The sequence below is a fragment of the Providencia sp. PROV048 genome, from assembly GCF_033688165.1.
Taxonomy (GTDB): Bacteria; Pseudomonadota; Gammaproteobacteria; order Enterobacterales; family Enterobacteriaceae; genus Providencia; species Providencia hangzhouensis.
This window is the reverse complement of record NZ_CP096360.1, coordinates 781,145-806,949: the sequence shown is the minus strand read 5'-3', so window position 1 is coordinate 806,949 and position 25,805 is coordinate 781,145. Positions and strand designations below refer to the sequence as shown.

Genomic DNA, 25,805 nt, shown 5'->3' with positions numbered 1-25,805 from the left:
AGGTTGCACATGTGCAGCCCGAAAATGTATGCAAAATTAATCAAGTTTGTCGATTATTGCAGATATTTTTTCAATACTTTTCCAGAACAGTTACGCGGTAAATCTTTACGTACCTCAACACACGTTGGCACCTTAAATTTCGCCATTTGTTTTTCACAAAAAGCAAAAAATTCTTCCTGAGTTAAGGTTTCCCCTTCTTCAAGCACAATAAAGGCTTTAATCGCTTCATCTCGGATATCATCCACAATACCAATCACCGCAACATCGACAATGGCAGGATGTGAGGCGATAATATTTTCGATTTCACTGCAAGAGACATTTTCTCCACCGCGTTTGATCATATTGCTACTTCTATCGACAAAATAGAAAAAGCCGTCTTTGTCTTGGTAAGCAAAGTCACCCGTATGCATCCATCCCGCTTCGTCAAAGGTTTTTGCTGTCGCTTCAGGGCTGTTGTAATACTCTTTAAAGAGGGTTTTACCACGTTCACCTTTTACACAAAGCTCACCAATAACCCCTGTTCCGACAGGTTGGTTATTTCTATCCCGAATTTGAGCTTGATAACAAAAACCAGGGCGGCCAATGGATGGCCAACGACGCATATCGCCAGGCCTATCACCAATCAAACCAACTATCGTCTCCGTCATTCCATACGAAGTTAAAAACCGCTTCACCCCAAAACGGGCCATAAACTGGTCGCGTTCTTCTTCACTTAAATTGAGGTAAAACATGGCTTCTCGTAAACAATGATCTTTTTCGTTATCCGCCAGCGGCTGGCTTAATAATGTGCGGATCATCATTGGGATAAGTTCGACGACAGTCGCTTTGTATTTCACCACTTGTTGCCAAAAACGGCGTGCGCTGTATTTCTCTAATAAAACAAACGTAGCACCGGCAGAAAATGCAGCCATAGAAGCCGTACATTGGCAATCAATATGAAAAGCAGGCATGACCGTTAAATAAATATCATCGGAGCGCAAGCTGTTTTGCCAAGAAGAGTAATAACCCGCAAAGCGGAGGTTATAGTGAGTAATAATCACCCCTTTAGGTTTCGAGGTGGTACCAGAAGTAAATAAAATTTCGGCCGTATCCTCGACATGCAATTCAACCACCTGAGTCAACTGCGTATGTTGTTGTGACTGCTCAAGCCAAAAGTCAGAAATATGCTCTACGGGTTCAATTTGCGTTTCTGTAATCAAAAAAATATGTTCTAAGCTGGTCGCTTCATCAGCGAATACTTGTTGATAAATATCTAAGAAAGAGGAGCAAGTTACCACCATTTTGGGTTGGCAGTTCTGCATGATCCAGGCACTTTCACTGTATTTATAACGCGCATTAATTGGGACCATAATCGCCCCAATTTTAGCCAAGCCAAACCAGCAAAAGAAAAATTCAGGGCAATTATCTAAATGTAAAGCCACTTTATCGCCTTTTTGAATGCCATAAGCTAAAAAGAGATTGGCGGTGCGATTAATTTGCTGGTTCATTTCTAAATAGCTGAACTTGCTAACCTTTCCATCGCAGGATTCAAAGATAAGCGCCTGACTGTTACCGTGGGTGACTGCTAAGTCATCCCACATTTGACGCAAATTTTGTTTACCGATTACATCCATTAATTGTTACCCATCATTTCCCTGATGAATACTCAGTTCAATAGTCATCATTGCCCTGAGTACCCATTCAATTAATCAACTATTTTGGCTAGCCCTTTATCGACTAACCCCCGAATATCAGTTTCGCTGTATCCAATGTTTTTTAAGATATCTGTCGTGTCCATACCGTGTGATGGCATGCCTCGCCAGATTTGTCCGGGGTTATTTTTGAATTTAGGCATGACATTAGGACCACGGCAGGTTTTTCCTTCCATTGTTTGCCAACTGGTAATAGATTCTCGTGCAATGTATTGAGGATTGGTTTCTAGCTCAGGAATCGTAAGGACTTTGGCGCTAGCAATATTCAATTCCGCGAGTCTTGCTAACACTTCATCAATCGAACGTGAACCTAGCCATTCATCGAGTTTTTCTTCCACTAAAGGCCCATAAGGGCATTCCACACGGTGAATTAGCTGTGTGCCTTCCGGTATTTCTGGTGTACCTAACAGATGCGCTAACCCAATATCTTTGAAAATTTCCTGAATTTGCGTGATGCCGACAATTTCCATCACGATATAACCATCTTTACAGCTATAGAGACCACAACCTGCGTAATAGGGGTCTTTCCCTTTTGTCATACGTGGGCAGATTTCTCCACCATTAAAGTAGTCCATCATGAAGTATTGCCCCATACGCAACATCACTTCATACATGGCAACGTCAATACTTTCACCTTTTCCGGTTTCACGCGCTTTATACAATGCCGCGAGAGCCGCTGTTGTGGCGGTCATGCCAGAAAAATAATCTGCGGTATACGGGAAAGCAGGCATTGGCTGGTCTTTATCACCGTTTTGGATTAGATAGCCGCTGAAAGCTTGAGCGATGGTGTTATAAGCTGCAAGGTTGGTATATTGTGGGTCACCGTACTGCCCGAAACCGGATAAGTGTGCAATGACCAGTTTAGGGTTATGTTCCCAAAGTACTTCATCCGTGATACCACGGCGAGCAAATGCGGGGCCTTTACTCGCTTCAATGAATATATCTGTGGTTTCCATTAGTTTCAAAAATGCGTCACGTCCTTCATCCTTGAAAATATTCAATGACAACGCACGTAAATTACGTCGTGACAGCTGAGGGTAGTTGGGTTGAACGCGAATAGTGTCTGCCCAAGCGACATTTTCTATCCAGATCACTTCAGCGCCCCATTCTGCAAACATTTGCCCTGCAAATGGGCCAGCAATTTCAATTCCTGAAAATACCACTCTAACCCCAGCTAGAGGGCCAAATTCTGGCATAGGTAGATGCTCTGCCATGTTGTTATCTCCTGTGAAGCAGGGTTGGCCTTCCCTTGAAAGCCATCCCATTACGTTCAGTTATTAGCGGTATTGTTTTAGTACGCTACGGCCTAATGTCAGTATTTGCATTTCATCTGAACCGCCTGATACGCGATCCACACGCAGATCACGCCAGAAACGGGCGATCCGGTGCTCACCTGCAATTCCTACACCACCGAGTACTTGCATCGCAGAGTCCACGACTTCAAATGCCGCATTTGCACAGAAGTATTTACACATTGCTGCATCTCCAGAGGTGATCAATCCATTGTCACTCTTCCATGCAGTTTCATATAACATGTTGCGCATTGAATTGAGCTTGATCGTCATATGTGCAAATTTTTCTTGAATTAACTGAAAACGGCCAATGGCTTCACCAAATTGAACACGCTGGTTAGCATAACGAGCCGCATCTTCGAACGCGCACATCGCAGTACCATAGTTAGTTAAGGCCACTAAGAAACGTTCATGATCGAACTCTTCTTTTACACGGTTAAAACCATTACCTTCTCGACCAAACATGTCCTTTTCATCAAGTTCGACATTATCAAAAGTGATTTCACAACAGCTATCCATGCGTAAACCCAATTTTTCAAGTTTGTTCACCTTGATACCTGGTTTGCTCATATCTAAGAACCATTCGGTGAAAACAGGTTTGTCTGGTGAATCCGCATCACGGCTCATCACCACAATGTATGGGGTGTAAGCACTACTGGTGATAAAACATTTACTACCGTTCAAATACACTTTGCCATTACGGCGTTGGTAAGTGGTTTGTAGGCTACCTACGTCAGAGCCAGCCCCCGGTTCAGTGATCGCCGAGTTCCACATTTGTTTACCCGTACCGCGGAACGCCATGATTTTATCAATCTGCTCTTGAGTTCCTTCTCTTAGCACTGTATTAAAACCGCCCGGTAGTTGGTACAGCACATAGGTTGGTGCTCCCAGGCGACCCAGCTCCATCCATACCGCAGCAACGGTGATAAACCCTGCATCTAAGCCGCCATGTTCTTCTGGGATCAGCAGGTTATCGATTTCCATATCCGCTAACGCTTTTACAAAGCGTTCAGGATACTTACTGTCGCGGTCACATTCAGCGAAATAGCTTTCCCAGTTTTCACTGGCCATCAGTTCACGGATCCCTGCGACAAACAGCTCCTGCTCATCATTCAATCTAAAATCCATATCAATAACCTCTTAAATGTTGTTTCTGAGTAAATTAGTCATTTTTCCAATGCACTTTGGCATCTTTAATAAAGGAGAGCGTTACCATGATGTTGACGAAAAAAAGTGGGCATCCTCCGGCAATTATCGCTGTTTGAATGGGTTTTAATCCGCCTAACGCCAGCAAAACAATGCCGATAACACCGACTAAGACAGACCAACCGATGCGCACTAACAATGGCGGCTCATCACCATCTTTCACTGCGCGACAAGTCGACATAGCGAGGGTGTAGGAACAGGCATTAATGAGTGTCACAGTGGCGATAAAGCAGAGGATGAAGAAGCCCCAAATTGTTACAGTGCTCAAAGGTAAGGCAGCCCATGTTTCAATGATGGCGCGCGCAACGCCGAATTCTTCAATTAGTTTGGGAACATTAATAATATTTTGGTCAACAAGTTGGAGTGTGTTACTCCCTAAAATAGTCCAAATTAACGTTGTTCCCGCCGTCAAGCCTGCCACCATCCCGATACACAACTCACGGACGGTACGGCCTTTAGAAATACGCGCGAGGAAGATACACATTTGAATGGCATAGATAACCCACCATGCCCAGTAAAACACTGTCCAGCCTTGTGGGAAGCCACTTTTACCTACCGCATCGGTATAAAACAGCATGCGAGGCATATACATCATTAGGACACCGATAGAATCGGTGAAATAGTTCACAATGAAGCTAGCGCCACCAACAATAAATACCCATCCCAACATCAAGAAACTCAGGTAGCTACGGACGTCACTCGCAATTTTCACCCCTTTTTGCAGGCCGAAAGCCACACAAATTGCATTTAGGATGATCCAACAGAAAATGATGATGGCATCAAGTTGTAAGGTATGAGGAATACCAAATAAATATTGAATACATTCAGTAACTAACGGTGTTGCTAATCCTAGACTAGTTCCCATTGCTAATATCAACGCAACGAGATAGAAGTTATCAACAAGCGTACCAAACCACCCGTTTACCCGTTTTTCCCCTACCAGAGGAACTAGCGTACTACTTGGACGAATAACATCCATTTTGCGCACAAAGAAGAAATAACCGAATGCGACAGATAAGAAGCTATAGGTCGCCCATGGGAGTGGTCCCCAGTGAAATAGGCTGTATGCAAGCCCAATATTTTTGGCCTCATTTGAATAAGATTCAAAGCCAAAAGGCGGTGCAGAAACGTAATAATAGATTTCAATCGACCCCCAAAACAGCACGGCGGCCGAAGTACAAGATGCGAACATCATAAAAATCCAGCTTGCTCGGCTAAACTCAGGCTTCTCTTCTCCTAGGCGTTTCTTAGCGTATGGCCCTAAAATCAACCAAAACCAGCCACCAAACATCACGACCATATACCACTCAAATGCCCAGCCCCACACATTGGTGACATAGCTGAAAACTTGGTTGATAACTTCATTTGAAGCATCAAGGTCACGGACAGTTAACCAACACAATAGTCCAACAATGATCAACGGTGGAAAAAAAACCTTCGGTTCTATCCCACCTTTTTTATTTTCTTTGCTCATAGTTCGATCCCAATTTATTATTTAATACATAAGTTTTAAAATAGATATTATTCTCAACACCTAATACATAACCTCATACTTACATTTATTTAAAACTTATATTTATTATTAAATCCCGAGAAACCTAATTAAGTATTAATTCAAATTCTATCTAAATCATGTCTAGTCCCCATTAACAATTCTGTTATTAAGGTCACAATATTATTCGTGATAAATAATTGTTATTGTTTTTTCTATTTAAAATAACTCTAAATACCAATAAATACATAGAGATAAAATATTGTGTAACGTTAATGTTATTAAATACCTTCAGTATTGGTGATTCAGGTAGCAATATTGAACATTTCATTGATAACTAGGTGATTTTTATAATATTGGTGAGTAGGGTATCAGTATGAGTAATTAAACTCCCTTTAATTTAAGGTTTTCAATATTGGTGACTTAGGTTTTATTTTTAAATATCCAGATCATGATAATTATATAATCCGAAACCGAAACGGATCATATTTATTAATATTATTTTAGGAGATGTAATGAATATTATTACATGCTATAAATCTGTTCCTGATGAACAAGATATTATTGTAAATAGCTCAGATGGTTCTTTAGATTTTTCACGTGCCGATACCAAAATCAGTCAATATGATTTAAATGCAATTGAAACTGCCAACCAAATAAAAGCGCAGCAAGCAGACAGCAAAGTAATTGCGTTAAGTATTGGTGGTAAAGCACTCACGAATATGAAAGCACGTAAAGATGTGCTATCGCGTGGCCCAGATGAGCTGGTTGTTGTGATTGATGACCAACTTGAGCATGCACTGCCCCATCAAACTGCGATTACCCTTGGTGCCGCGGCACAGAAAGTGGGCTTTGATTTAATTATTTGCGGTGATGGTTCCGCAGATCTCAATGCACAACAAGTGAGTATTTTATTAGGTGAAACCCTGCAAGTTCCTGCCATTAATGGTGTGAAAAACATTGTTTCTATCACAGCCGATACGGTGATTGTAGAGCGTGAACTGGAAGACGAAATTGAAACGTTATCCCTTCCATTACCAGCCATTATCGCTGTTACCTCCGATATTAACGTTCCCGTTATTCCATCCATGAAAGCCATCTTAGGTGCTGCTAAAAAACCCGTCCAAACTTGGACGATGGCAGATATTGGCTTAGATAACGTTGCCGCATTATCGTCTCAATCTATCTCAGCGCCTAAACAAAAAGTTCGCCAGCGAATCATTATTGAAGGTGATGGAGATGACCAAATTGCGCAATTTGCAGAACATTTAAGAAAAATCATTTAATCGGAGGAGTTATGAGCAAATTATCAACCGTTTGGGTATTTAGTGACATGACTTCCCGTTTGCCTGAACTTATCGGCGGTGCTCTCACCCTTGGTGAGCAAGTCAATGTTTTCGCCCTAGATGAAGCGCAAAGCTCACAAGCTTTTCAACTTGGTGCGACCCAAGTTTTTCAATTAGCAGGTAAACCCGACGACCGTATTATTGAAGATTATGCAGACACTATCGTTTCAACCATCAAACAGCATGGTGATAAAGGTTTATTACTGTTACCGAATACCCGTAGAGGTAAATTACTAGCAGCACGCTTAGGGGCTAGACTACAAGCAGTCGTCTCTAACGATGCAACAGCAGTTACAATCGAATCTGGAAAACCTGCAATTAAACATATGGTTTACGGTGGTCTCGCCTTCGGTCAAGAGACTCTAGATAGCGCATTTTCAATTGCAACACTTACCTCTGGTACATTTGAAGCAGCCCCAAGTGATGCATCACGTAACGGCACGGCTCAAGCTACACAATGGGTCGAACCAAAACAATCTATTGTACGTACCTCGATTCAGAAAAAAGCAGGTAGCTCAGTTGAATTAGATAAAGCACGCTTAGTTGTCAGTATAGGACGGGGTATTGGTAGTCAAGAAAACATCGCTATTGCTAAAACGCTTGCCGACACAATAGGTGCTGAAATCGCTTGTTCCCGCCAAGTCGCAGAAAATGAAAAATGGATGGAACATGAGCGCTATGTGGGTATTTCCAACTTAATGCTCAAACCTGAACTTTATCTTGCCGTCGGCATTTCAGGGCAAATTCAACATATGGTCGGTGCGAATGGCGCACAAACTATCGTCGCTATCAACAAAGATAAAAATGCCCCTATTTTCCAATTTGCTGACTACGGGATAGTAGGCGATCTGTTCAAAATCTTACCTGCTTTAACGCAACAACTGGCGAAATAAACTCAATAACAGTGAGGCATTTTCCTCACTGTTTTAGTGACCTTTGGAGAAACTATGTCCGATGATATTTTTGATGCAATCATTGTAGGTGCAGGCCTAGCCGGCTCTGTGGCTGCATTGGTGCTTGCCCGTGAAGGTGCGCAAGTTCTCCTAATCGAAAGAGGAAACTACGCGGGCGGTAAAAACGTAACAGGTGGGCGAATGTATGCCCATAGCTTAGAACGCATTATTCCAGGCTTTACCCAAGAAGCGCCTATTGAGCGCATGATCACACGCGAAAAACTGTCGTTTATGACCGAAACTGGCGCTGTTACAGTTGATTTCCAAAATGGCTCAGAACAAAGCCCTGATGAAACGTCTTGGTCTGTACTACGCGGTAAATTGGATCCATGGCTAGTTGAACAGGCCGAAAATGCTGGTGCACAGTGTATTACGGGTATTCGAGTTGATAAGTTAGTTGAACGTGATGGCAAGGTCGTCGGTGTGGAGGCTGATGGTGATGTTCTTGAAGCTAAAGTGGTCATTTTAGCAGATGGTGTCAATTCACTATTGGCAGAACAACTTGGTATGACAAAACGCGTCAATGCAGAACATGTTGCCGTTGGGGTTAAAGAATTAATTGAACTACCAAAAGATGTGTTGTGCAACCGCTTTAATTTAAATGAGAACGAGGGCGTTGCTTGGCTATTTGCAGGCTCACCGACCGATGGCTTGATGGGCGGAGGCTTCCTTTATACCAATGAAGATACTATTTCTTTAGGTTTAGTCTGTGGCTTACACCACATCAAAGACGCTAAAAAATCTGTTCCGCAAATGCTTGAAGACTTTAAACAGCACCCCGCCGTTGCACCGTTGATTGAAGGCGGAAAAATGGTCGAATATGCCGCTCACGTTGTTCCTGAAGCAGGTTTAAAAATGCAGTCAGAATTAGTACGTGATGGGGTATTAATTGCTGGTGATGCGGCTGGTATGTGTATGAATTTAGGTTTTACTATTCGAGGTATGGACTTAGCCGTTGCTTCAGGTGAAGCGGCAGCAAAAGCGGTACTTAGCGCAATGAAAACTGACGATTTCAGCAAACAAAATTTAAATCAATACCTCACACTGCTCAACGAAGGCCCACTGCGGGACATGAAAATGTACCAAAAAATGCCTGAGTTTTTGGATAACCCGCGCATGTTTTCTGCTTACCCAGAAATGGCGGTTGGTATTGCCAAAAAACTCTTCACTATTTCAGATGAAGCTCCTGTGCCTTTACGTAAGACCATGTTACAACACGCGAAGAAAGTGGGCTTTATGAATTTGCTCAAAGATGGAATTAAAGGAGTCAGAGCAATATGAGTAATCCAGTCAACGTTGATGTCAAACTCGGCATTAATAAATTTAATGTCGATGAAGAAAACCCGCATATTGTGATAAAAGAGCATCCAGATATGAATGTGCTCGAAACATTAACTAAAGCTTGCCCAGCGGGATTATATAAAAAACAAGAGGACGGCTCAGTACGTTTCGATTATGCCGGTTGTCTTGAATGTGGAACCTGCCGCATTCTTGGCTTAGGTAGCGCATTAGAAAAATGGGAATACCCACGCGGCACTTTCGGTATTGAATTTCGTTACGGCTGATTTATTTAGCATAACTCTCGGAGCTAATAACTTCGAGAGTTTTCAAGCGGTTATTTACGCTGACACTGGGATGCATAATGAAACCAAAAAGTTTTGATGATATCCAATTTTCCTCCGTTCATCGGCGGATTATGCTTTGGGGCAGTGGAGGGCCTTTTCTGGATGGTTATGTATTAGTCCTGATCGGCGTTGCCTTAGAACAACTCACACCCGTATTAAGCTTAAGTAGTAAATGGATTGGCTTATTAGGCGCTGCAACATTAGCGGGCCTATTCATCGGTACTTCTCTATTCGGCTATATTTGCGACCAAGTCGGTCGTCGTAAAATGTTTTTAATTGATATTGTTGCCATTGGTGCTATTTCAGTGGCGACCATGTTTGTCTCAACACCGATGGAGCTGCTTATCATGCGGTTCTTAATCGGGATAGTAATAGGTGCGGACTATCCAATTGCAACGTCAATGATCACTGAGTTTTCCAATACTAAACAGCGCGCATTTGCTGTCGGGTTTATTGCGGCAATGTGGTATGTGGGTGCAACCTGTGCCAATCTCGTCGGCTATATGCTATATGACGTGGAAGATGGCTGGCGCTGGATGCTTGGTAGCTCAGTGATCCCCTGTATTATTATTTTGATTGGTCGTTTTGATTTACCTGAATCACCTCTTTGGTTGATCCGCAAAGGGCGCGTTAAAGAATGTGAAAAAATGATGGAAAAGTTATTTGGCCAACCCGTAATATTTGAAGCCGAAGAACAACAAAAAACACACTTTCTTCAATTATTCACTAAGCGCCATTTTTCTTTTGTTCTATTCACTGCCATTATTTGGACCTGTCAAGTGATCCCGATGTTTGCAATTTACACCTTTGGCCCACAAATTGTTGGGCAATTGGGCTGGGATCAGGGGAAAAATGCCGCACTGGGTAACGTGGTTATTAGCTTATTCTTTATGTTAGGCTGTTTACCCGCGATGTATTGGTTAAATAAAATGGGCCGGCGGCCACTATTGATTGGTAGCTTTGCGATTATGACCCTTGCACTTGCCATACTTGGGCTATTCTCAAACCTCGGTATTTGCCTTGTGATTATTATGTTTGGCATTTACGCTTTCTTCTCCGGCGGGCCGGGTATTTTACAATGGCTCTACCCTAATGAACTGTTTCCAACAGATATTCGAGCCTCTGCCGTTGGGGTAATAATGTCCATCAGCCGTATTGGAACCATTTTTTCAACGTGGGCATTACCGCTGTTTATCACTAAATACGGTGTCAGTTCGGTGGTATTAATGGGGGCAGGCGTTTCTTTACTCGGGCTAATTGTTTCGATTCTATTTGCACCAGAAACCAAAGGGTTAACCTTAGCACAAACCTCAGTGATGGGTATTCGGCGCAAAAAGAAGTAAAAGAAGTCACCACGATATGCAATCACATCAAATATAAACGTATTTATACGCTAAATGGTTCAGATTGTAGGTAGGCGGCAAGCGAATAAGACCCTAGGAGCATAAACAAGTATGTGACTAGGGCGAATAAGCGAAGCCAACACCCCTACAATTTGAAATATGACACGTATTTATACGCTAAATAGTTCAGATTGTAGGTAGGCGGCAAGCGAATAAGACCCTAGGAGCATACACAAGTATGTGACTAGGGCGAATAAGCGAAGCCAACACCCCTACAATTTGAAATATGACACGTATTTATACGCTAAATAGTTCAGATTGTAGGTAGGCGGCAAGCGAATAAGACCCTAGGAGCATACACAAGTATGTGACTAGGGCGAATAAGCGAAGCCAACACCCCTACAATTTGAAATATGACACGTATTTATACGCTAAATAGTTCAGATTGTAGGTAGGCGGCAAGCGAATAAGACCCTAGGAGCATACACAAGTATGTGACTAGGGCGAATAAGCGAAGCCAACACCCCTACAATTTGAAATATGACGCGTATTTAGTTTGAAATACGATAAATACCAATACGCTAAATAGTTTGGGTTGTGGCTAGGCGGCAATCGAGGTTATCCCGATGAGCATACACAAGTATGTGATTCGGGTAACCGAACGCAGCCAACAACGCCACAGCGCAAAATATGACGCATATTTAGTTGGTTGAGAATGGCATAATGTCATACCAAACCAACAACCAAATAGTGACATAAGCAAAAATCGCCGCAATGATATCGTCAATCATAATACCAAAACCGCCGCTGACTTTTCGGTCAAAAAACCGTATTGGCCATGGCTTCCACATGTCGTAAATGCGGAAAATAAAGAAGGCGGTAATGACCCACTCATAATCAACAACTGGGATCGCCATTAGCGTAATCCACATCCCAATAAATTCATCCCAAACAATACTGCCATGGTCATGAATTTTCATATCGTCGGAAGTGCGTTGGCAAATTAGGCAACCAATCCAAAAACCCACGATAATGAGTACCCACACACTCCAAATTGGCATGTTTGCCATTAATAACCAGAAAGGTATCGCAGCAAGAGAGCCCATTGTGCCAGGCACAATGGGCGAAAGGCCACTACCAAAACCCGTAGCCAATAAGTGCCAAGGGTTACGCATATTCAGCCGTTTTTTTGCTTCTGCTTTTTCTTGGCGACTTGCCATTCTATGCACCTTCCGAAACAAAATGATCGAAACCTTTTAGGTTTACATCAACTTCTTGGTTATTGCAAAAGTAGCTAATTCCTTCAGACTGCGGCTTAATTTGCCCGATACACGTAAAGCCTGACCCCGTATGCGCTAATGCCATCTCTAACGCTCCACGATTAATTTCAGGAACAGTAAAACAGAGTTCGTAATCTTCACCACCACTCAAAGACCATAAACGCCCTTGCTCAATACTACAACTTTGTTTCAACGCTTCTGATTGAGGCAATGCATCTAAATTAATCCGTGCACCACAACCACTCGCTTTCAAGATATGGTTAAGATCGGAAACTAAACCATCCGAAATATCAATTGCAGAAGAAGCCAGGTTTCTCAACGCTTGGCCTTGTAAAATCCGTGGCTGCGGACGTAAATGGCGCGCAATTAGCCATTCTTGATGCTCTACATTTTCAACATTCAGTTTGTCTTGCAAAATAGCTAAGCCTGCCGCGCTATCACCGAGAGTACCAGTGACATAAATCCAATCGCCATTACGCGCTCCTGCGCGAGACATCGCCTTACCATTTGGTACTAAACCATGAACCGTATACGTTAAACTCATTGGCCCACGAGTTGTGTCACCACCAATCAATTGCATTCCATAATAATTAAGCTGTTCAAACAAGCTATCACTGAAAGATTGCAACCAATCGCAATCAACACAAGGCAATGTAATGGCTAAGGAAACCCATGCAGGGTCTGCGCCCATCGCTGCAAGGTCACTTAAATTAGATGCTAATGATTTATAAGCAAGATCAGCCGGTGAAATGGTAGGTAGGAAATGGATACCAGAAACGAGAGTGTCAGTACTTACTGCAAGTTGCTGTTTTTCTGGAATGGTCATCAACGCACAATCATCGCCAATACCGATATTAACATCACGTCGGTTAGTGGTTTGACGGTTAAAATAACGCGCGATGAGGTCAAATTCGCCATATGACATGGTAGATTTTCCGTTTTCGCTATATCTATTTTCGTTTGAGACGAAGCAAATAATTTACACCCTAATAATTCAATAATAGGTAAATAGCACACAATTGCTAACCTAAACAGCGTATCTAATTGGCTACAATTATTCTTCGCTCACCTGTCATTGAAATATCGCGAGCATATAAACACAAAGGTAGACTGGAACCCAGCCTACCTATTTATTACCGTAGTGCTACAGGAGGGAACCCTGATATTATTATTTTTTACGACGAACTGCAGGTGCCGCTTTGTCTAATACACCGTTAACAAATTTATGGCTATCTTCTGCGCCAAAAACTTTCGCTAATTCAATACCTTCGTTGATTGCAACTTTATAAGGTACGTCTTCACGGAAACTTAATTCAAACATAGAGACACGTAAAATCGCTTTTTCTACCTGCCCTAACTCTTCTAGCTGACGAGATAAATAAGGCGCCATCAGTTGATCAAGTTTTGTCGCGTTGGTCGCAACACCTGATAACAGTTCACGAAAATAGTTTACGTCAACGTCTGACATATCCTGTTCAGCAATAAACTCATATTCCACTTCAGCAATTGGATTGCCAGATAATTGCCATGAATAAATGGCCTGTACAGCACACTCACGAGCGCGGCGACGAGCAGCAGGTTTCACAAGATTCCCCTTAAATTTAAAAACTGTACACAAAAAACACTTGTTGCATTGCGTTATCTACACCATTGTGGCGAAAAAACGGCAACAAAGAGCTAATTGTGTATTATTTGCCTTTGATGGCCTTAATTACATTAATCATTTCAAGTGCTGTCAGTGCAGCTTCAGCACCTTTATTACCTGCTTTAGTACCCGCACGTTCAATGGCTTGTTCGATATTTTCAGTGGTTAACACACCAAAAGTCACTGGCACTTCACTGTTCATCGCGACATGAGATAGGCCGGAACTACATTCACCTGCAACATATTCAAAGTGAGCTGTACCACCACGAATAACGGTACCTAATGCAATTACTGCATCATATTTATTAGTTTCAACTAATGCTTTTGTGGTCAACGGTAGCTCATAAGCGCCTGGAACCCACACAATTGTGATGTTGTCATTTGAAACCTGACCAATGCGCTCTAACGCATCAACAGCACCTTCCAGCAGACTATCATTAATAAAGTTGTTAAAACGAGCGATAGCGATAGCAACACGCGCTTGTGGAGCAGCAACAACACCTTTAATTACGTTCATAGCCTTCCTCTAATATTAATTATAACCCGCGGGGCGCGGATTTTATCACATTCTTTCGTGTATCGTACGTATGATTTTCAAAAAAACCACTTACCATACGGGACGAAGCCTGACGCGTAGGTCTGGCCCGACTTGCTTCACTTCTGTAAATTCAAATTTTGGCGCATCAATAAGGGCATTAAGCGGTGGGAAGTCCACCAGACCTCGAGCGCTATTTCCTAATAATTTAGGCGCAATATAGACAATCAGCTCATCCACTAAACCTAACTTAAGCAATGAGCCTGCAAGTTTTGCCCCTGCTTCAACCCAAATGCTATTCACATTACGTTTAGCCAATTGCATCATCAAAATAACGAGATCGGTGCCGTTTTCATCAGCAGGAACAGCGAGTTGCTCAACTTGCCCTTGCCATACTGCATTTTCATCTGGGTTTGAACGCACTAACCAGCATTCACCATCTAATTGAGTGACTTTATGGCCAGAAGTCACACGATTGTGGTTATCCAACACAATACGAATGGGCTGGCGCACTTGGTTTTCTGGATAAACTTGTTGGATGTCTGATGGGAGCTCGTTCCAACGTACCGTTAAAGAAGGGTCATCAGCAACAACCGTGCTGCTCGTACTTAAGATAGCGCTAGCCTCGGCTCGAAGAGCTTGTACATCTTTGCGAGCTGCCGAGCTGGTAATCCATTTACTTTCCCCTGATTCAAGGGCGGTTTTGCCATCGAGTGAAGCGGCAAGTTTCAACTGGATATAAGGAAACCCGGTACGCATACGTTTTAAAAAGCCGCAGTTTGCCGCTTCAGCATCATCTAGTAAAACATTACTGTGCGTTTCAATCCCTGCTTGCGACAACATATACAGGCCACGGCCCGCAACTTGAGGGTTTGGGTCTTGCATGGCAGCAACAACGCGGCTTACACCCGCTTTGATCAGCGCCTCTGCACAAGGTGGGGTACGACCGTGATGACTGCAAGGCTCAAGGGTGACATAAGCCGTTGCCCCTTGCGCTTTATCTCCTGCCATCCTTAGTGCATGGACTTCTGCGTGGGGTTCCCCCGCTTTTTGATGATACCCTTCACCGACAATAGTACCATCACGCACAATCACACACCCGACATTTGGATTAGGTGATGTGGTAAAACGCCCTTTTCGTGCCAACTCAAAAGCACGAGCCATATACATGTTGTCTTGTTCAATCATTGGCGTTAATCCTGTAATTTAGCGATTTCTTCGCCAAATTCACGCACATCTTCAAAGCTGCGGTAAACAGAAGCAAAACGGATATAGGCAACTTTATCGAGCTTTTTCAGCTCATCCATAACCAAACTGCCAATTAATTTCGACGGGACTTCACGTTCCCCGGTAGCCCTAAGCTGGGATTTAATAGAAATAATAGCTTGTTCAATATCATCAGAACTTACAGGCCGTTTTTCTAATGCCTTTTGCATACCACGATTAAGCTTTTCTTCATCAAAAGGCTCACGAATATCGTCGCTTTTAATGACTCTAGGCATGACAAGTTCAGCCACTTCAAAGGTTGTGAAGCGTTCATGGCACAGTAAGCATTGGCGGCGTCTACGGACTTGGGACCCTTCACCGACCAGACGCGAGTCAATAACTTTCGTATCTACAGCTGAGCAGAATGGGCAGTGCATAGCGTTTCCTGAATCTATTTAGGGGGAGATAGTTTACCCTACTATGCGAGAAAAAACACCCTAGAAGATGCCTCCTAGGGTGTTCTCGTTGCTCTTCATATTTCGCGTCGTAGGGGTATTGGCATCGTTTATTAACCCTAGTCACATACTTTATGTATGATCCTAGGGATTAATTACACTTGCCGCCTACCTACAACACGAACTATTTTGAGCCTAATTGGCTTAGTTACTCATCGTTTTTAAAACTAAGGCAGTAACGACTCTTGGTCTGCACCTTCTTTTTCGACTTTCGCTTGCATCAAGTGTTCACGCTTCATACCCATCTTCAGTGCTAATGCAGAAGCCACGTAAATAGATGAGATAGTACCGATAGTTACACCGATTAACATAACCAATGAGAAGCCTTCCAACATTGCGCCACCGAACAGGTATAGCATCAGAACCACTAATAATGTGGTTGCTGATGTCATAATGGTACGGCTCAATGTTTGCGTCAAAGAGACGTTCATGATTTCGTACGGTGTCCCACGACGAATTTTACGGAAGTTTTCACGGATACGGTCTGATACAACGATACTGTCATTCAGCGAGTAACCGATAACCGACATCAATGACGCCACGATAGTCATATCTATCTCAATATGGAACAAAGACAGAATACCTAAAGTAATCACCACGTCATGCGCAAGAGATAGCACGGCACCCGCAGCCAAGCGCCATTCAAAACGGAACCCAACATAGATTAGGATACAAATCAACGCAGTTAACAGAGCCAAAGCCCCTGTTTGCGCCAATTCAGCCCCAACACTTGGCCCCACGAATTCAATGCGTTTTACGGTTGCTTTATCATCCACACTTTGGTTGATAATCGTGATAATTTCTTTGCCGACTTCTTGACCCGCGGTGCCTTCAATAGGCGGGATACGGATCATGATGTCGCGGCTGCTACCAAAGTTTTGGATTAGTGGATCTTTATGGTTCGAGTTAGACAAACTATCACGAATTTTATCCAAATCAGCTGGCTGACTTAAGTTGATTTCAATTACCGTACCACCTGTAAAATCTAAGCCCCAGTTAAAACCCTTGATGCCGATAATCACAAAAGAAGCAATCAGTAATACGATAGAAATGCTAAAGGCAACGTTGTCCCAGCGCATAAAGTCATAAACTTTACGACCATAGTTCAATTGTTCAACAGTATAATCCTGTGCCACAACGTGCTCCTTAAATTGACAGCTTGTTAATACGTTTACCGCCGTAAAGCAGGTTCACGATAGCACGTGTACCGACGATAGCTGTAAACATAGAGGTTGCGACACCAATCGCTGTCGTAATCGCAAAGCCTTTAATAGACCCAGTACCCACTGCATATAGAATAATCGCAGTAATAAGTGTCGTTAAGTTTGCGTCTGTAATACTTGAGAAGGCGCCTTTATACCCTTCATGAATCGCTTGCTGAACAGATCGACCGTTCTTGAGCTCTTCTTTAATCCGTTCGTTAATAAGAACGTTAGCATCGACTGCAACTGCAAGGGTTAATACAATCCCCGCAATACCTGGCATGGTCAGTGTTGCCCCCGGTAATAAGGACATCACACCAACAATTAACACCAAGTTTGCTAACAGCGCACTACTCGCAATCAGACCAAATTTACGATAATAAATAATCATAAACAGGATAGAAGCTAACAGGCCTGCGATACATGCTTTCAGCCCTTGCTCGATATTTTGCATACCCAGTGTTGGACCAATGGTACGTTCTTCAACAATTTGGATTGGCGCAATCAACGCACCAGCACGTAACAGTAATGAAAGCTGGCGAGCTTCAGTACCGTTAGTAATACCCGTAATACGGAATTTGCTACCAAAACGCGCAGAAATACGTGCCGCATTGATGACCTTTTCATCTTTCACCAAAATTGAACGGCCAGTTGCATCTTTTTTACCACTGTCTTTGTATTCAACAAACAGCGTTGCCATCAGCTTGTCTTGGTTATCACGTGTAAAGTCAGACATGATAGAACCACCAGCACTATCAAGACTGATACTCACTTGTGGTTGGCCATTTTCATCCGCTTCAGAGGTTGAGTCCGTAATATGGTCACCCGTTAAGATCACACGCTTATATAAAACGTAAGGCATGCCTTCACGGTCATATTTAACTTCTGAATCACCTGGTACACGGCCACTTTCTGCTGCGGAAGAATCGACTGAAGTATTCACCAAACGGAATTCTAATGTCGCAGTCGCACCTAAAATTTCTTTTGCGCGAGCAGTATCTTGGATACCGGGTAATTCAACCACAATTCGGTCAGCACCTTGGCGTTGAACGAGTGGCTCCGCAACACCTAATTGGTTTACACGGTTGCGAATAATAGTAATGTTCTGAGAAACTGCATAGTTACGTGCTTCACGTAAACGCTCGTCGGTCATAACAGCAATCATGGTGTTATCGCTGCCATCACTAAAGACTAAGTCTGGGTATTTACGAGACAATGCTTTTTCAGCTTGGCTACGATCGTCCGCGTTACGGAAACGAACTTCCACGCTGTAATCATTGCCTTTACGAATAGAAGAGTACGCAATGCCTTCTTGACGCAGGTCATTACGCAAACCATCCATGTTTTGTTCCTGCAATTTACCTAATGCAGTGTCCATATCAACTTCCATCAGGAAGTGAACCCCACCACGCAGATCAAGACCAAGCTTCATCGGTTCACCACCGATCGCTTCGAGCCACTTAGGCGTTGCAGGTGCAAGGTTTAATGCAACAACATACTGGTCACCCAGTGCATTCATGATCACTTCACGCGCACGTAACTGAACATCAGAGTTGTTGAATCGGGCTAAAATTGCCCCATTTTCTAGAGAGATAGATTTACTCTCAATTTTATCGTCTTTTAACGATTTTTGGACTTGGATCAGCGTTTGTTCATTGGCGGCGGTTCCCCGCACGCCAGTGATCTGAACAGCCGGATCCTCACCATATAGGTTTGGAAGTGCATAAAGCAAACCGATGAGGATCGCAAAGATCAACATCAGATACTTCCACAAAGGATAACGGTTTAGCACGGCAGTTCCCTTCGGGAGAATCAGAATTAAATTGCTTTCATTGTGCCTTTAGGTAAAACAGCAGCAACGAAATCACGTTTGATGGTTACTTCTGTGTTCTCACTCAACTCAAGAACCACATAACCGGTTTCAGACACTTTAGTTACACGCCCGATTAAACCGCCAGTTGTTAAAACTTCATCACCTTTAGTGATAGATTCCATCAATTTACGGTGTTCTTTCGCACGTTTTTGCTGTGGACGCAAAATCATGAAATAGAAGATCAGCGCGAAAACAACAAGCATGATAACCATGGTGTATGGACTACCTTGCGCTGGTGCACCTGCTGACGCCGCTGCTTCAGAAATAAAAAAACTCATTCAACTTTCCTCATTGTTTTATTGAAAGCAATTTTACATACAAAAAAGCTAAGTTTGATATGCTACACAGATTAGTGGCATTTCGCACTTAAATTCACTCGATATTTAATGAAGGTTCGGGTTTACCAATCTTTTGGTAAAAATCTTTAGCAAACTCTTCAAAATTCCCATTTTCAATGGCTTGGCGAATACCTGCCATCAAACGCTGGTAATAACGTAAATTATGGATGGTATTGAGCCTTGCACCAAGGATTTCATTACATCTATCAAGGTGATGCAGATAAGCACGGCTATAATGACGACAAGTATAGCAGTCACAATCAGCATCCAGTGTTGATGTGTCTGATTTATACTTAGCATTACGAATTTTTACCACGCCATTTGTCACAAATAAATGCCCATTTCGTGCATTTCGTGTTGGCATCACACAATCGAACATATCGATACCACGGCGAACCCCTTCAACTAAATCTTCAGGTTTGCCAACTCCCATTAAATAACGAGGTTTGTCAGCTGGAATTTGCGGGCAGACATGTTCTAAAATTCGGTGCATATCTTCTTTCGGTTCGCCTACGGCTAAGCCGCCTACAGCGTACCCATCAAAGCCGATTTCCACCAGTCCCTTAACTGAAATATCACGTAAATCTTCGTAAACACTACCTTGAATAATACCGAACAAAGCATTTTTATTGTTTAGTTCGTCAAAGCGTTGGCGGCTACGTGCAGCCCAACGCAACGACATTTCCATTGATGTTTTTGCATAGTCCCAATCTGCTGGATACGGCGTACACTCGTCAAAAATCATGACAATATCTGAGCCGAGGTCATACTGAATTTCCATCGATTTTTCAGGGCTTAGGAAAACTTTTTCACCGTTGATAGGGTTGCGAAAATGCACACCTTCTTCTTTAATTTTGCGCATCGCACCAAGACTAAAGACCTGAAAGCCACCTGAATCGGTTAAAATTGGCCCTTGCCATTGCATAAAGTCATGGAGGTCACCATGTAACTTCATAATTTCTTGACCCGGACGTAACCACAGGTGGAAAGTATTCCCTAATAAGATTTGAGCGCCAGTTTCTTTCACTTCTTCAGGGGCCATCCCCTTGACTGTACCGTAGGTTCCTACTGGCATAAATGCAGGGGTTTCCACCACGCCGCGCTCAAATACTAAGCGACCACGGCGTGCATTGCCGTCAGTCGTTTGTAATTCATATTTCACATTTGCCTCCTAGCAGCAGAAAAACAGTCTGTTGCTATCGATAATATTAATTTGCTAAGCAAGCAGCCGATGCCACCGCTTATAAAACTGATTACTCACCAATTTTCTCAAATCGAGCGTTTGTATTGGGGGTAATAAACATAGCATCACCATAACTAAAGAAACGGTATTTTTGTTTAACGGCTTCTTCGTATGCATTCATGGTGTTTTTATATCCAGCAAACGCAGAAACCAACATAATTAATGTAGATTCAGGTAAGTGGAAGTTGGTGATTAGTGCATCTATCACCTGATATTCATACCCAGGGTAAATAAAGATTTGGGTATCATCAAAAAATGGAGCAATTAAAGCGTCTTGGCTTGCTTTTGCGGCACTTTCTAGTGACCGAACAGACGTCGTTCCAACGGCGATAACGCGATTACCTCGAGCTTTACAGGCTAAAACGGCATCCACGACCTTTTGTGGCACTTCTGCATATTCAGAATGCATAATGTGATCTTCGATAGTATCAACACGTACTGGTTGAAAGGTACCGGCTCCCACATGCAATGTCACAAACGTCATTTCTACGCCTTTTCGGCGCAATGCTTCAAGTAACGGCTCATCAAAGTGTAAACCTGCCGTTGGTGCTGCGACAGCCCCTGGTTTTTCACTATACACGGTTTGATAAAGTTCTTTATCTGACTCTTCATCAGGGCGATCAATATAAGGCGGCAGAGGCATATGACCAATTTGGTTTAGAATGCTTAATACATCACGTTCATCATCAAAGCACAGTTCAAACAATGCACCATGACGCGCGACCATGGTCGCCTTCACGCTTTCATCTTCACCTAACAGTAATTCAGCCCCTTCTTTTGGCGCTTTTGATGCCCTAACATGGGCTAATACGCGGTGTTCATCTAGCATACGCTCAATCAGAACTTCAATTTTACCACCGCTAACTTTGCGCCCAAATAACCGTGCAGGGATCACGCGAGTGTTATTGAACACTAGCAAGTCACCGTGCTCCAATTTTTCTAGAATATCGGTAAAAACACCATGCGTGAGCTGCCCTGAACCGCCATCGAGACTTAATAAGCGGCAAGAACTACGTTCAGCCTGCGGATAATGGGCAATCAGTTCTTCAGGTAATTCAAAAGTAAAATCAGAAACACGCATTGTATTGACATCAATCTAAAAAAACAGGCGACTAGTCTAGTGCCGCGCTGACTTTGGCGCAAGAAATAAGCGTAAAATAGTACAGAAAAACACCATTATTTAACAAATATTTTGTTAGCAAAAAATTCTGTACGCTATTTGTTCATTCAAAGAATGAATTATTTCAATTTCAATAAACTTTCATGACAAATTTATTTCGACTTTTTTATTTTTTTCTCTCAGTACTGATACCCCATGAATTTCGAATTAGAGGAATTCTTTATTCCTCTGCCAAGTAATGTCCTGTGAGTTTCGAATTCAACATAATTACTGCTATAGTTTGAGCAATCAAAAAGCTAGCTAAGCTGCGCTGCATGTCCTATGGATTTCGAATCACAGGTAAGCAGCAAGTAAAGATATCCCGATGAGCATACATGAGTATGTGATTCGGGTGGCTTTACGAAGCTAACACCCCTGTGGTTTGAAAGACGACGGACATTTTAAAGTGAATTATTTAGCGCACCTCCACCTGGCCCACCTCGCTGACAGCTCCTTGCTCGGCAACATCATGGCTGACTACGTCCGCGGAAACCCTACGGGCCTTTATTCATCTGAAGTTGTCTCTGGTATCTTTATGCATCGAGCCGTCGACCGCATTACGGATACCCACCCTTTAGTCAAAGAAGCTAAGTTGTTGTTTCGTGATGAATATCGCCGTGTTGCGCCCATAACCTTGGATTTAGTCTGGGATCATTTTTTGTCGCTGCACTGGTCGACTATTGAGCCATCAATATCGCTAGCGGGCTTTGTACGCGACTGCCGAACAATAATTGAGCCACAACTTTGTCATACTCCTGAAAAATTTCAGGAGTTAAATGAATTCCTTTGGCCACAGCAGTGGCTGATACGCTATGCGGATAAAAATTATATTGGTAAATCACTGAATGGTATGGCGAGAAGGCGCCCCAAGCTTGGAGCGCTAAGTGGTTCATTTAACGACTTTTTATTTCAGTATGATGCGTTAGAAAATATTTTCTTTCAATTTTATCCAGAAATGATGGCTAATGCGCTGCAACATTTTTTTGTACAAAATGTCACAATTAACACAAAGGAATAAATTAAAGCTTGCACTTTAATGGAATAAAACTATCTTATTGATATTAATTTAATAAACCAGTATGATTGATAGCCAAAACCTATCACAATAATCGGTTTAAATGTCTTTATTATCAAAAGATATTTTTCTATTCTTTTGGCAGTCTATGTCCACACTATTTATCAGTGATTAAATAGACAGGACAAAAAACTTTAATTCAAACTCATAGGAGTAAATTATGGTTCTGGTAACACGTCAAGCCCCTGACTTTACTGCTGCAGCTGTTTTAGGTAATGGTGAAATCGTTGATAACTTCAACCTGAAAACCCACCTGAACGGCCGTCCAGCTGTGATCTTTTTCTGGCCAATGGACTTTACTTTCGTTTGTCCTTCAGAGCTGATCGCATTCGACCACCGCTACGAAGAATTCAAAAAACGTGGCGTAGAAGTTGTAGGTGTTTCTTTTGACTCTGAGTTTGTTCATAACGCATGGCGTAAAACACCAGTAGATAACGGTGGTATTGGTGAAGTTAAATACCCAATGGTTGCTGATATCAAACGCGAAATCATCAAAGCTTACGGTATTGAACACCCAGATGCAGGCGTTGCACTGCGTGGTTCTTTCCTCGTTGACAAAAACGGTGTTGTCCGTCACCAAGTCGTTAATGACCTGCCATTAGGCCGTAACATTGACGAAATGCTGCGTATGGTTGACGCGCTGCAATTCCACGAAGAGCACGGTGATGTTTGCCCAGCTCAGTGGGAAAAAGGCCAAGAAGGTATGAATGCTTCTCCAAAAGGCGTTGCTGACTACCTGACTAAAAACTCTGCAAAACTGTAATTCGTTACGCGAGTTTTTGAAAAGCGGGCATTAGGCCCGCTTTTTACTTTTTGTGAACCAAGTCTATCTTTTCTCTTCCTACTAGCAATTATTCCACTCAGTTAACAATTCTTAACTCAAATACTCAATGTTTTGTATTATTGTGTGCTATACATTAAAAGCACAAATAATTAACAAATTATTCATATTGAATATTTGTGCGATAGAACACCTCACCTAACCTTAACTGGGAGATACGAATGATAAAAACATCATTACGCCCTGCGGTTCTACTTCTTTCCTTACTTGTTTCCAGTCAACTATATGCCGCCTCCGAACCTGCGGTTGAAGCAAAAAAAGGCATGGTCGTTTCTTCCCAACATTTAGCATCACAAATTGGGGCTGATATTCTAAAATCAGGCGGTAATGCCATTGATGCAGCTGTTGCGGTAGGGTATGCACAAGCCGTTGTTAACCCTTGCTGCGGCAATATCGGTGGTGGTGGCTTTATGACTATTCACCTAGCTGATGGCAAAGATTTATTCATCAACTTTAGAGAAACTGCCCCCGGTGCCGCTAGTGCAGATATGTATCTAGATAAAGATGGTAAATTGATTAAAGATGCCAGCTTGTATGGCTACCTCGCATCTGGCGTACCCGGTACCGTTAAAGGCCTAGACTATGCCTTAGAAAAATACGGGACAATGAGCCGCCAACAGGTGATGGCTCCTGCCATAAAATTAGCCAGAGAAGGCTTTACTCTAACCCGTGCAGATACCGATGTTCTCGACACCACAACAGAACGTTTTAAACAAGACCCTGAAGTGGCTCGTATCTTCTTAAAACCAGATGGCAGTGCCTTCCAACCAGGCGACTTATTAGTCCAAACCGATTTAGCTAACACTCTAGAAAAAATTGCCAAAAATGGCCCATCTGCCTTTTATGAAGGAGAAATCCCCAAAATTGTTGAAGAAGCATCGAAAAAAAATGGTGGTATCTTAACAGCAAAAGATTTTGCGGATTTTACAATTACAGATACAGCGCCTGTCAGTTGTACCTATAGAGGGTATCAATTTATCTCTGCTCCACCACCTAGTTCAGGCGGGGTAACTATCTGCCAAACGCTTAATATTTTAGAAGGATATGACCTCAAAGAAATGGGCTTTAACTCTGCGGACTATATTCATACTCTTACAGAAGCGATGCGCCATGCTTATATGGATAGAAACACCTTCCTTGGTGACCCTGAATTTGTCGATAATCCAACCGAAAAATTACTCAGTAAAGCTTATGCAGAAGAGTTACGCAAAGAAATCAAACCCAACCAAGCAACGCCATCAACCCAAGTTCAACCGGGAATAGGGCCACACGAAAAACCAGAGACAACACATTACTCTGTAGTAGATGAAAAAGGAAATGCGGTTTCAACGACTTATACGATTAATGGCCGATTCGGCTCTGTTGTTATCCCTCCGGGGACAGGGTTCTTCTTAAACGATGAAATGGATGATTTCACCACGAAAGTCGGCGAGAAGAATTTATATGGCTTAGTACAAGGGGAACGCAACTCTATTGCACCGGGTAAACGCCCATTATCATCCATGAGCCCGACTATCGTGACGAAAGATGGCAAGGTATTTTTAGTTCTCGGTTCACCGGGAGGCTCACGGATTATTTCAATTACGCTGCAAACCGCTTTAAATATTATCGACCATGGTATGCCACCGCAAGAAGCCGTTAATGCGCCACGTATTCATCACCAATGGCTCCCTGATGAGGTTTATTATGAGCAAAGAGGGGTTTCTAAAGACACCTTAGCGCTCCTCGATAAAATGGGTTACCAGATGGTTGAGCAAACGCCATGGGGAGCTGCCGAGTTGATTATGGTCGCGATCCCTGAAGGCGCTGGTGTTAGTGCCAAATCTTCGGGTAATGATTCCGCTGTTTCAGGAAAAGTACGCGAAGGCTTTATCTATGGCTCGAATGACGTAAGGCGCCCAGCAGGCAGTGCAGTTGGGGTTGATTAATCGCTGTCGAAGGATCC

At 42.8% G+C, this 25,805-nt stretch carries 23 protein-coding genes; 8 read left to right on the top strand and 15 right to left on the bottom strand.

The window, feature by feature from the left end:
• Positions 1 to 53 precede the first annotated feature (53 nt).
• The 4 genes from caiC to caiT form a co-directional block, all read right to left on the bottom strand.
• Positions 54 to 1,613 carry a crotonobetaine/carnitine-CoA ligase gene (gene caiC, locus M1F26_RS03395; RefSeq protein ID WP_140172104.1) on the bottom strand — a complete coding sequence of 520 codons (1,560 nt, stop codon included), beginning with the start codon at positions 1,611 to 1,613 and terminating at the stop codon, positions 54 to 56.
• Between the two features lie 71 nt (positions 1,614 to 1,684).
• A complete protein-coding gene (gene caiB / locus M1F26_RS03390) occupies positions 1,685 to 2,905 on the bottom strand; it encodes an L-carnitine CoA-transferase (RefSeq protein ID WP_094961956.1) in 1,221 nt (406 codons plus the stop codon).
• Positions 2,906 to 2,968: 63 nt separating this feature from the next.
• A complete protein-coding gene (gene caiA, locus M1F26_RS03385) occupies positions 2,969 to 4,111 on the bottom strand; it encodes a crotonobetainyl-CoA dehydrogenase (RefSeq protein WP_140172103.1) in 1,143 nt (380 codons plus the stop codon).
• A 34-nt stretch (positions 4,112 to 4,145) separates the two neighbouring features.
• Positions 4,146 to 5,663, bottom strand: a complete 1,518-nt coding sequence (gene caiT / locus M1F26_RS03380) for an L-carnitine/gamma-butyrobetaine antiporter (RefSeq protein ID WP_140172102.1) — start codon at positions 5,661 to 5,663, stop codon at positions 4,146 to 4,148.
• A gap of 533 nt (positions 5,664 to 6,196) precedes the next feature.
• On the opposite strand from caiT, the gene fixA reads away from it, so the two are divergent.
• The 5 genes from fixA to M1F26_RS03355 all read left to right on the top strand — a co-directional run bounded on the left by fixA (position 6,197) and on the right by M1F26_RS03355 (position 10,948).
• Positions 6,197 to 6,967 (top strand): putative electron transfer flavoprotein FixA, encoded by a 771-nt coding sequence (gene fixA / locus M1F26_RS03375; protein ID WP_140172101.1) that lies wholly within the window; start codon positions 6,197 to 6,199, stop codon positions 6,965 to 6,967.
• Between the two features lie 11 nt (positions 6,968 to 6,978).
• Positions 6,979 to 7,920, top strand: coding sequence for an FAD-binding protein (locus M1F26_RS03370; RefSeq protein WP_318837648.1), 942 nt, complete (start codon positions 6,979 to 6,981; stop codon positions 7,918 to 7,920).
• Between the two features lie 54 nt (positions 7,921 to 7,974).
• Complete coding sequence (gene fixC / locus M1F26_RS03365; protein WP_140172099.1) at positions 7,975 to 9,261, top strand: FAD-dependent oxidoreductase FixC; 1,287 nt, start codon at positions 7,975 to 7,977, stop codon at positions 9,259 to 9,261.
• Positions 9,258 to 9,545 (top strand): ferredoxin-like protein FixX, encoded by a 288-nt coding sequence (fixX, locus tag M1F26_RS03360; protein ID WP_004905518.1) that lies wholly within the window; start codon positions 9,258 to 9,260, stop codon positions 9,543 to 9,545. The genes fixC and fixX overlap by 4 nt, the downstream gene beginning before the upstream one ends.
• Before the next feature lie 77 nt (positions 9,546 to 9,622).
• Positions 9,623 to 10,948, top strand: a complete 1,326-nt coding sequence (locus M1F26_RS03355; RefSeq protein WP_233618377.1) for an MFS transporter — start codon at positions 9,623 to 9,625, stop codon at positions 10,946 to 10,948.
• Between the two features lie 701 nt (positions 10,949 to 11,649).
• Here the strand turns inward: M1F26_RS03355 and pgpA are convergent.
• The 11 genes from pgpA to queA form a co-directional block, all read right to left on the bottom strand.
• A complete protein-coding gene (gene pgpA, locus M1F26_RS03350) occupies positions 11,650 to 12,168 on the bottom strand; it encodes a phosphatidylglycerophosphatase A (RefSeq protein ID WP_140172097.1) in 519 nt (172 codons plus the stop codon).
• Position 12,169: 1 nt separating this feature from the next.
• A complete protein-coding gene (gene thiL, locus M1F26_RS03345; protein WP_004905525.1) occupies positions 12,170 to 13,153 on the bottom strand; it encodes a thiamine-phosphate kinase in 984 nt (327 codons plus the stop codon).
• A 243-nt stretch (positions 13,154 to 13,396) separates the two neighbouring features.
• Positions 13,397 to 13,813: a transcription antitermination factor NusB gene (gene nusB, locus M1F26_RS03340; protein ID WP_036958557.1), complete on the bottom strand. Its 417-nt coding sequence runs from the start codon at positions 13,811 to 13,813 to the stop codon at positions 13,397 to 13,399.
• A gap of 103 nt (positions 13,814 to 13,916) precedes the next feature.
• Positions 13,917 to 14,390: a 6,7-dimethyl-8-ribityllumazine synthase gene (ribE, locus tag M1F26_RS03335; protein WP_004905531.1), complete on the bottom strand. Its 474-nt coding sequence runs from the start codon at positions 14,388 to 14,390 to the stop codon at positions 13,917 to 13,919.
• A 90-nt stretch (positions 14,391 to 14,480) separates the two neighbouring features.
• Entirely contained in the window at positions 14,481 to 15,596 is a 1,116-nt protein-coding gene (ribD, locus tag M1F26_RS03330) for a bifunctional diaminohydroxyphosphoribosylaminopyrimidine deaminase/5-amino-6-(5-phosphoribosylamino)uracil reductase RibD (protein WP_140172096.1), read from the bottom strand.
• A 5-nt stretch (positions 15,597 to 15,601) separates the two neighbouring features.
• Positions 15,602 to 16,051, bottom strand: a complete 450-nt coding sequence (gene nrdR, locus M1F26_RS03325; RefSeq protein WP_004914623.1) for a transcriptional regulator NrdR — start codon at positions 16,049 to 16,051, stop codon at positions 15,602 to 15,604.
• Between the two features lie 245 nt (positions 16,052 to 16,296).
• Positions 16,297 to 17,265 (bottom strand): protein translocase subunit SecF, encoded by a 969-nt coding sequence (gene secF, locus M1F26_RS03320; RefSeq protein ID WP_140172095.1) that lies wholly within the window; start codon positions 17,263 to 17,265, stop codon positions 16,297 to 16,299.
• 10 nt (positions 17,266 to 17,275) lie between these two features.
• Complete coding sequence (gene secD, locus M1F26_RS03315) at positions 17,276 to 19,123, bottom strand: protein translocase subunit SecD (RefSeq protein ID WP_071585895.1); 1,848 nt, start codon at positions 19,121 to 19,123, stop codon at positions 17,276 to 17,278.
• Between the two features lie 26 nt (positions 19,124 to 19,149).
• Positions 19,150 to 19,482 carry a preprotein translocase subunit YajC gene (gene yajC / locus M1F26_RS03310; protein WP_004905542.1) on the bottom strand — a complete coding sequence of 111 codons (333 nt, stop codon included), beginning with the start codon at positions 19,480 to 19,482 and terminating at the stop codon, positions 19,150 to 19,152.
• 94 nt (positions 19,483 to 19,576) lie between these two features.
• On the bottom strand, positions 19,577 to 20,704 hold the full coding sequence (gene tgt, locus M1F26_RS03305; protein WP_140172094.1) for a tRNA guanosine(34) transglycosylase Tgt: 1,128 nt from the start codon (positions 20,702 to 20,704) through the stop codon (positions 19,577 to 19,579).
• A 91-nt stretch (positions 20,705 to 20,795) separates the two neighbouring features.
• Positions 20,796 to 21,866: a tRNA preQ1(34) S-adenosylmethionine ribosyltransferase-isomerase QueA gene (queA, locus tag M1F26_RS03300; protein WP_140172093.1), complete on the bottom strand. Its 1,071-nt coding sequence runs from the start codon at positions 21,864 to 21,866 to the stop codon at positions 20,796 to 20,798.
• 484 nt (positions 21,867 to 22,350) lie between these two features.
• On the opposite strand from queA, the gene M1F26_RS03295 reads away from it, so the two are divergent.
• From M1F26_RS03295 to ggt, 3 genes are all read left to right on the top strand, one after another.
• A complete protein-coding gene (locus M1F26_RS03295) occupies positions 22,351 to 22,962 on the top strand; it encodes an ACP phosphodiesterase (protein ID WP_112307898.1) in 612 nt (203 codons plus the stop codon).
• A gap of 217 nt (positions 22,963 to 23,179) precedes the next feature.
• Positions 23,180 to 23,782, top strand: a complete 603-nt coding sequence (locus M1F26_RS03290) for a peroxiredoxin C (protein ID WP_004905550.1) — start codon at positions 23,180 to 23,182, stop codon at positions 23,780 to 23,782.
• A gap of 239 nt (positions 23,783 to 24,021) precedes the next feature.
• A complete protein-coding gene (gene ggt, locus M1F26_RS03285; protein ID WP_140172092.1) occupies positions 24,022 to 25,788 on the top strand; it encodes a gamma-glutamyltransferase in 1,767 nt (588 codons plus the stop codon).
• The last annotated feature ends 17 nt before the right edge of the window (positions 25,789 to 25,805 follow it).

Excerpts from the sequence above, each read along its gene's own strand:
- M1F26_RS03370 (WP_318837648.1), top strand. The coding sequence starts at position 6,979 with ATGAGCAAATTATCAACCGTTTGGGTATTTAGTGACATGACTTCCCGT.
- yajC (WP_004905542.1), bottom strand. The coding sequence starts at position 19,482 with ATGAGTTTTTTTATTTCTGAAGCAGCGGCGTCAGCAGGTGCACCAGCG.
- nrdR (WP_004914623.1), bottom strand. The coding sequence starts at position 16,051 with ATGCACTGCCCATTCTGCTCAGCTGTAGATACGAAAGTTATTGACTCG.
- caiC (WP_140172104.1), bottom strand. The coding sequence starts at position 1,613 with ATGGATGTAATCGGTAAACAAAATTTGCGTCAAATGTGGGATGACTTA.
- fixX (WP_004905518.1), top strand. The coding sequence starts at position 9,258 with ATGAGTAATCCAGTCAACGTTGATGTCAAACTCGGCATTAATAAATTT.
- queA (WP_140172093.1), bottom strand. The coding sequence starts at position 21,866 with ATGCGTGTTTCTGATTTTACTTTTGAATTACCTGAAGAACTGATTGCC.
- caiA (WP_140172103.1), bottom strand. The coding sequence starts at position 4,111 with ATGGATTTTAGATTGAATGATGAGCAGGAGCTGTTTGTCGCAGGGATC.
- thiL (WP_004905525.1), bottom strand. The coding sequence starts at position 13,153 with ATGTCATATGGCGAATTTGACCTCATCGCGCGTTATTTTAACCGTCAA.
- pgpA (WP_140172097.1), bottom strand. The coding sequence starts at position 12,168 with ATGGCAAGTCGCCAAGAAAAAGCAGAAGCAAAAAAACGGCTGAATATG.
- ribE (WP_004905531.1), bottom strand. The coding sequence starts at position 14,390 with ATGAACGTAATTAAAGGTGTTGTTGCTGCTCCACAAGCGCGTGTTGCT.
- fixA (WP_140172101.1), top strand. The coding sequence starts at position 6,197 with ATGAATATTATTACATGCTATAAATCTGTTCCTGATGAACAAGATATT.
- caiT (WP_140172102.1), bottom strand. The coding sequence starts at position 5,663 with ATGAGCAAAGAAAATAAAAAAGGTGGGATAGAACCGAAGGTTTTTTTT.
- ggt (WP_140172092.1), top strand. The coding sequence starts at position 24,022 with ATGATAAAAACATCATTACGCCCTGCGGTTCTACTTCTTTCCTTACTT.
- M1F26_RS03290 (WP_004905550.1), top strand. The coding sequence starts at position 23,180 with ATGGTTCTGGTAACACGTCAAGCCCCTGACTTTACTGCTGCAGCTGTT.
- ribD (WP_140172096.1), bottom strand. The coding sequence starts at position 15,596 with ATGATTGAACAAGACAACATGTATATGGCTCGTGCTTTTGAGTTGGCA.
- caiB (WP_094961956.1), bottom strand. The coding sequence starts at position 2,905 with ATGGCAGAGCATCTACCTATGCCAGAATTTGGCCCTCTAGCTGGGGTT.
- fixC (WP_140172099.1), top strand. The coding sequence starts at position 7,975 with ATGTCCGATGATATTTTTGATGCAATCATTGTAGGTGCAGGCCTAGCC.
- M1F26_RS03355 (WP_233618377.1), top strand. The coding sequence starts at position 9,623 with ATGAAACCAAAAAGTTTTGATGATATCCAATTTTCCTCCGTTCATCGG.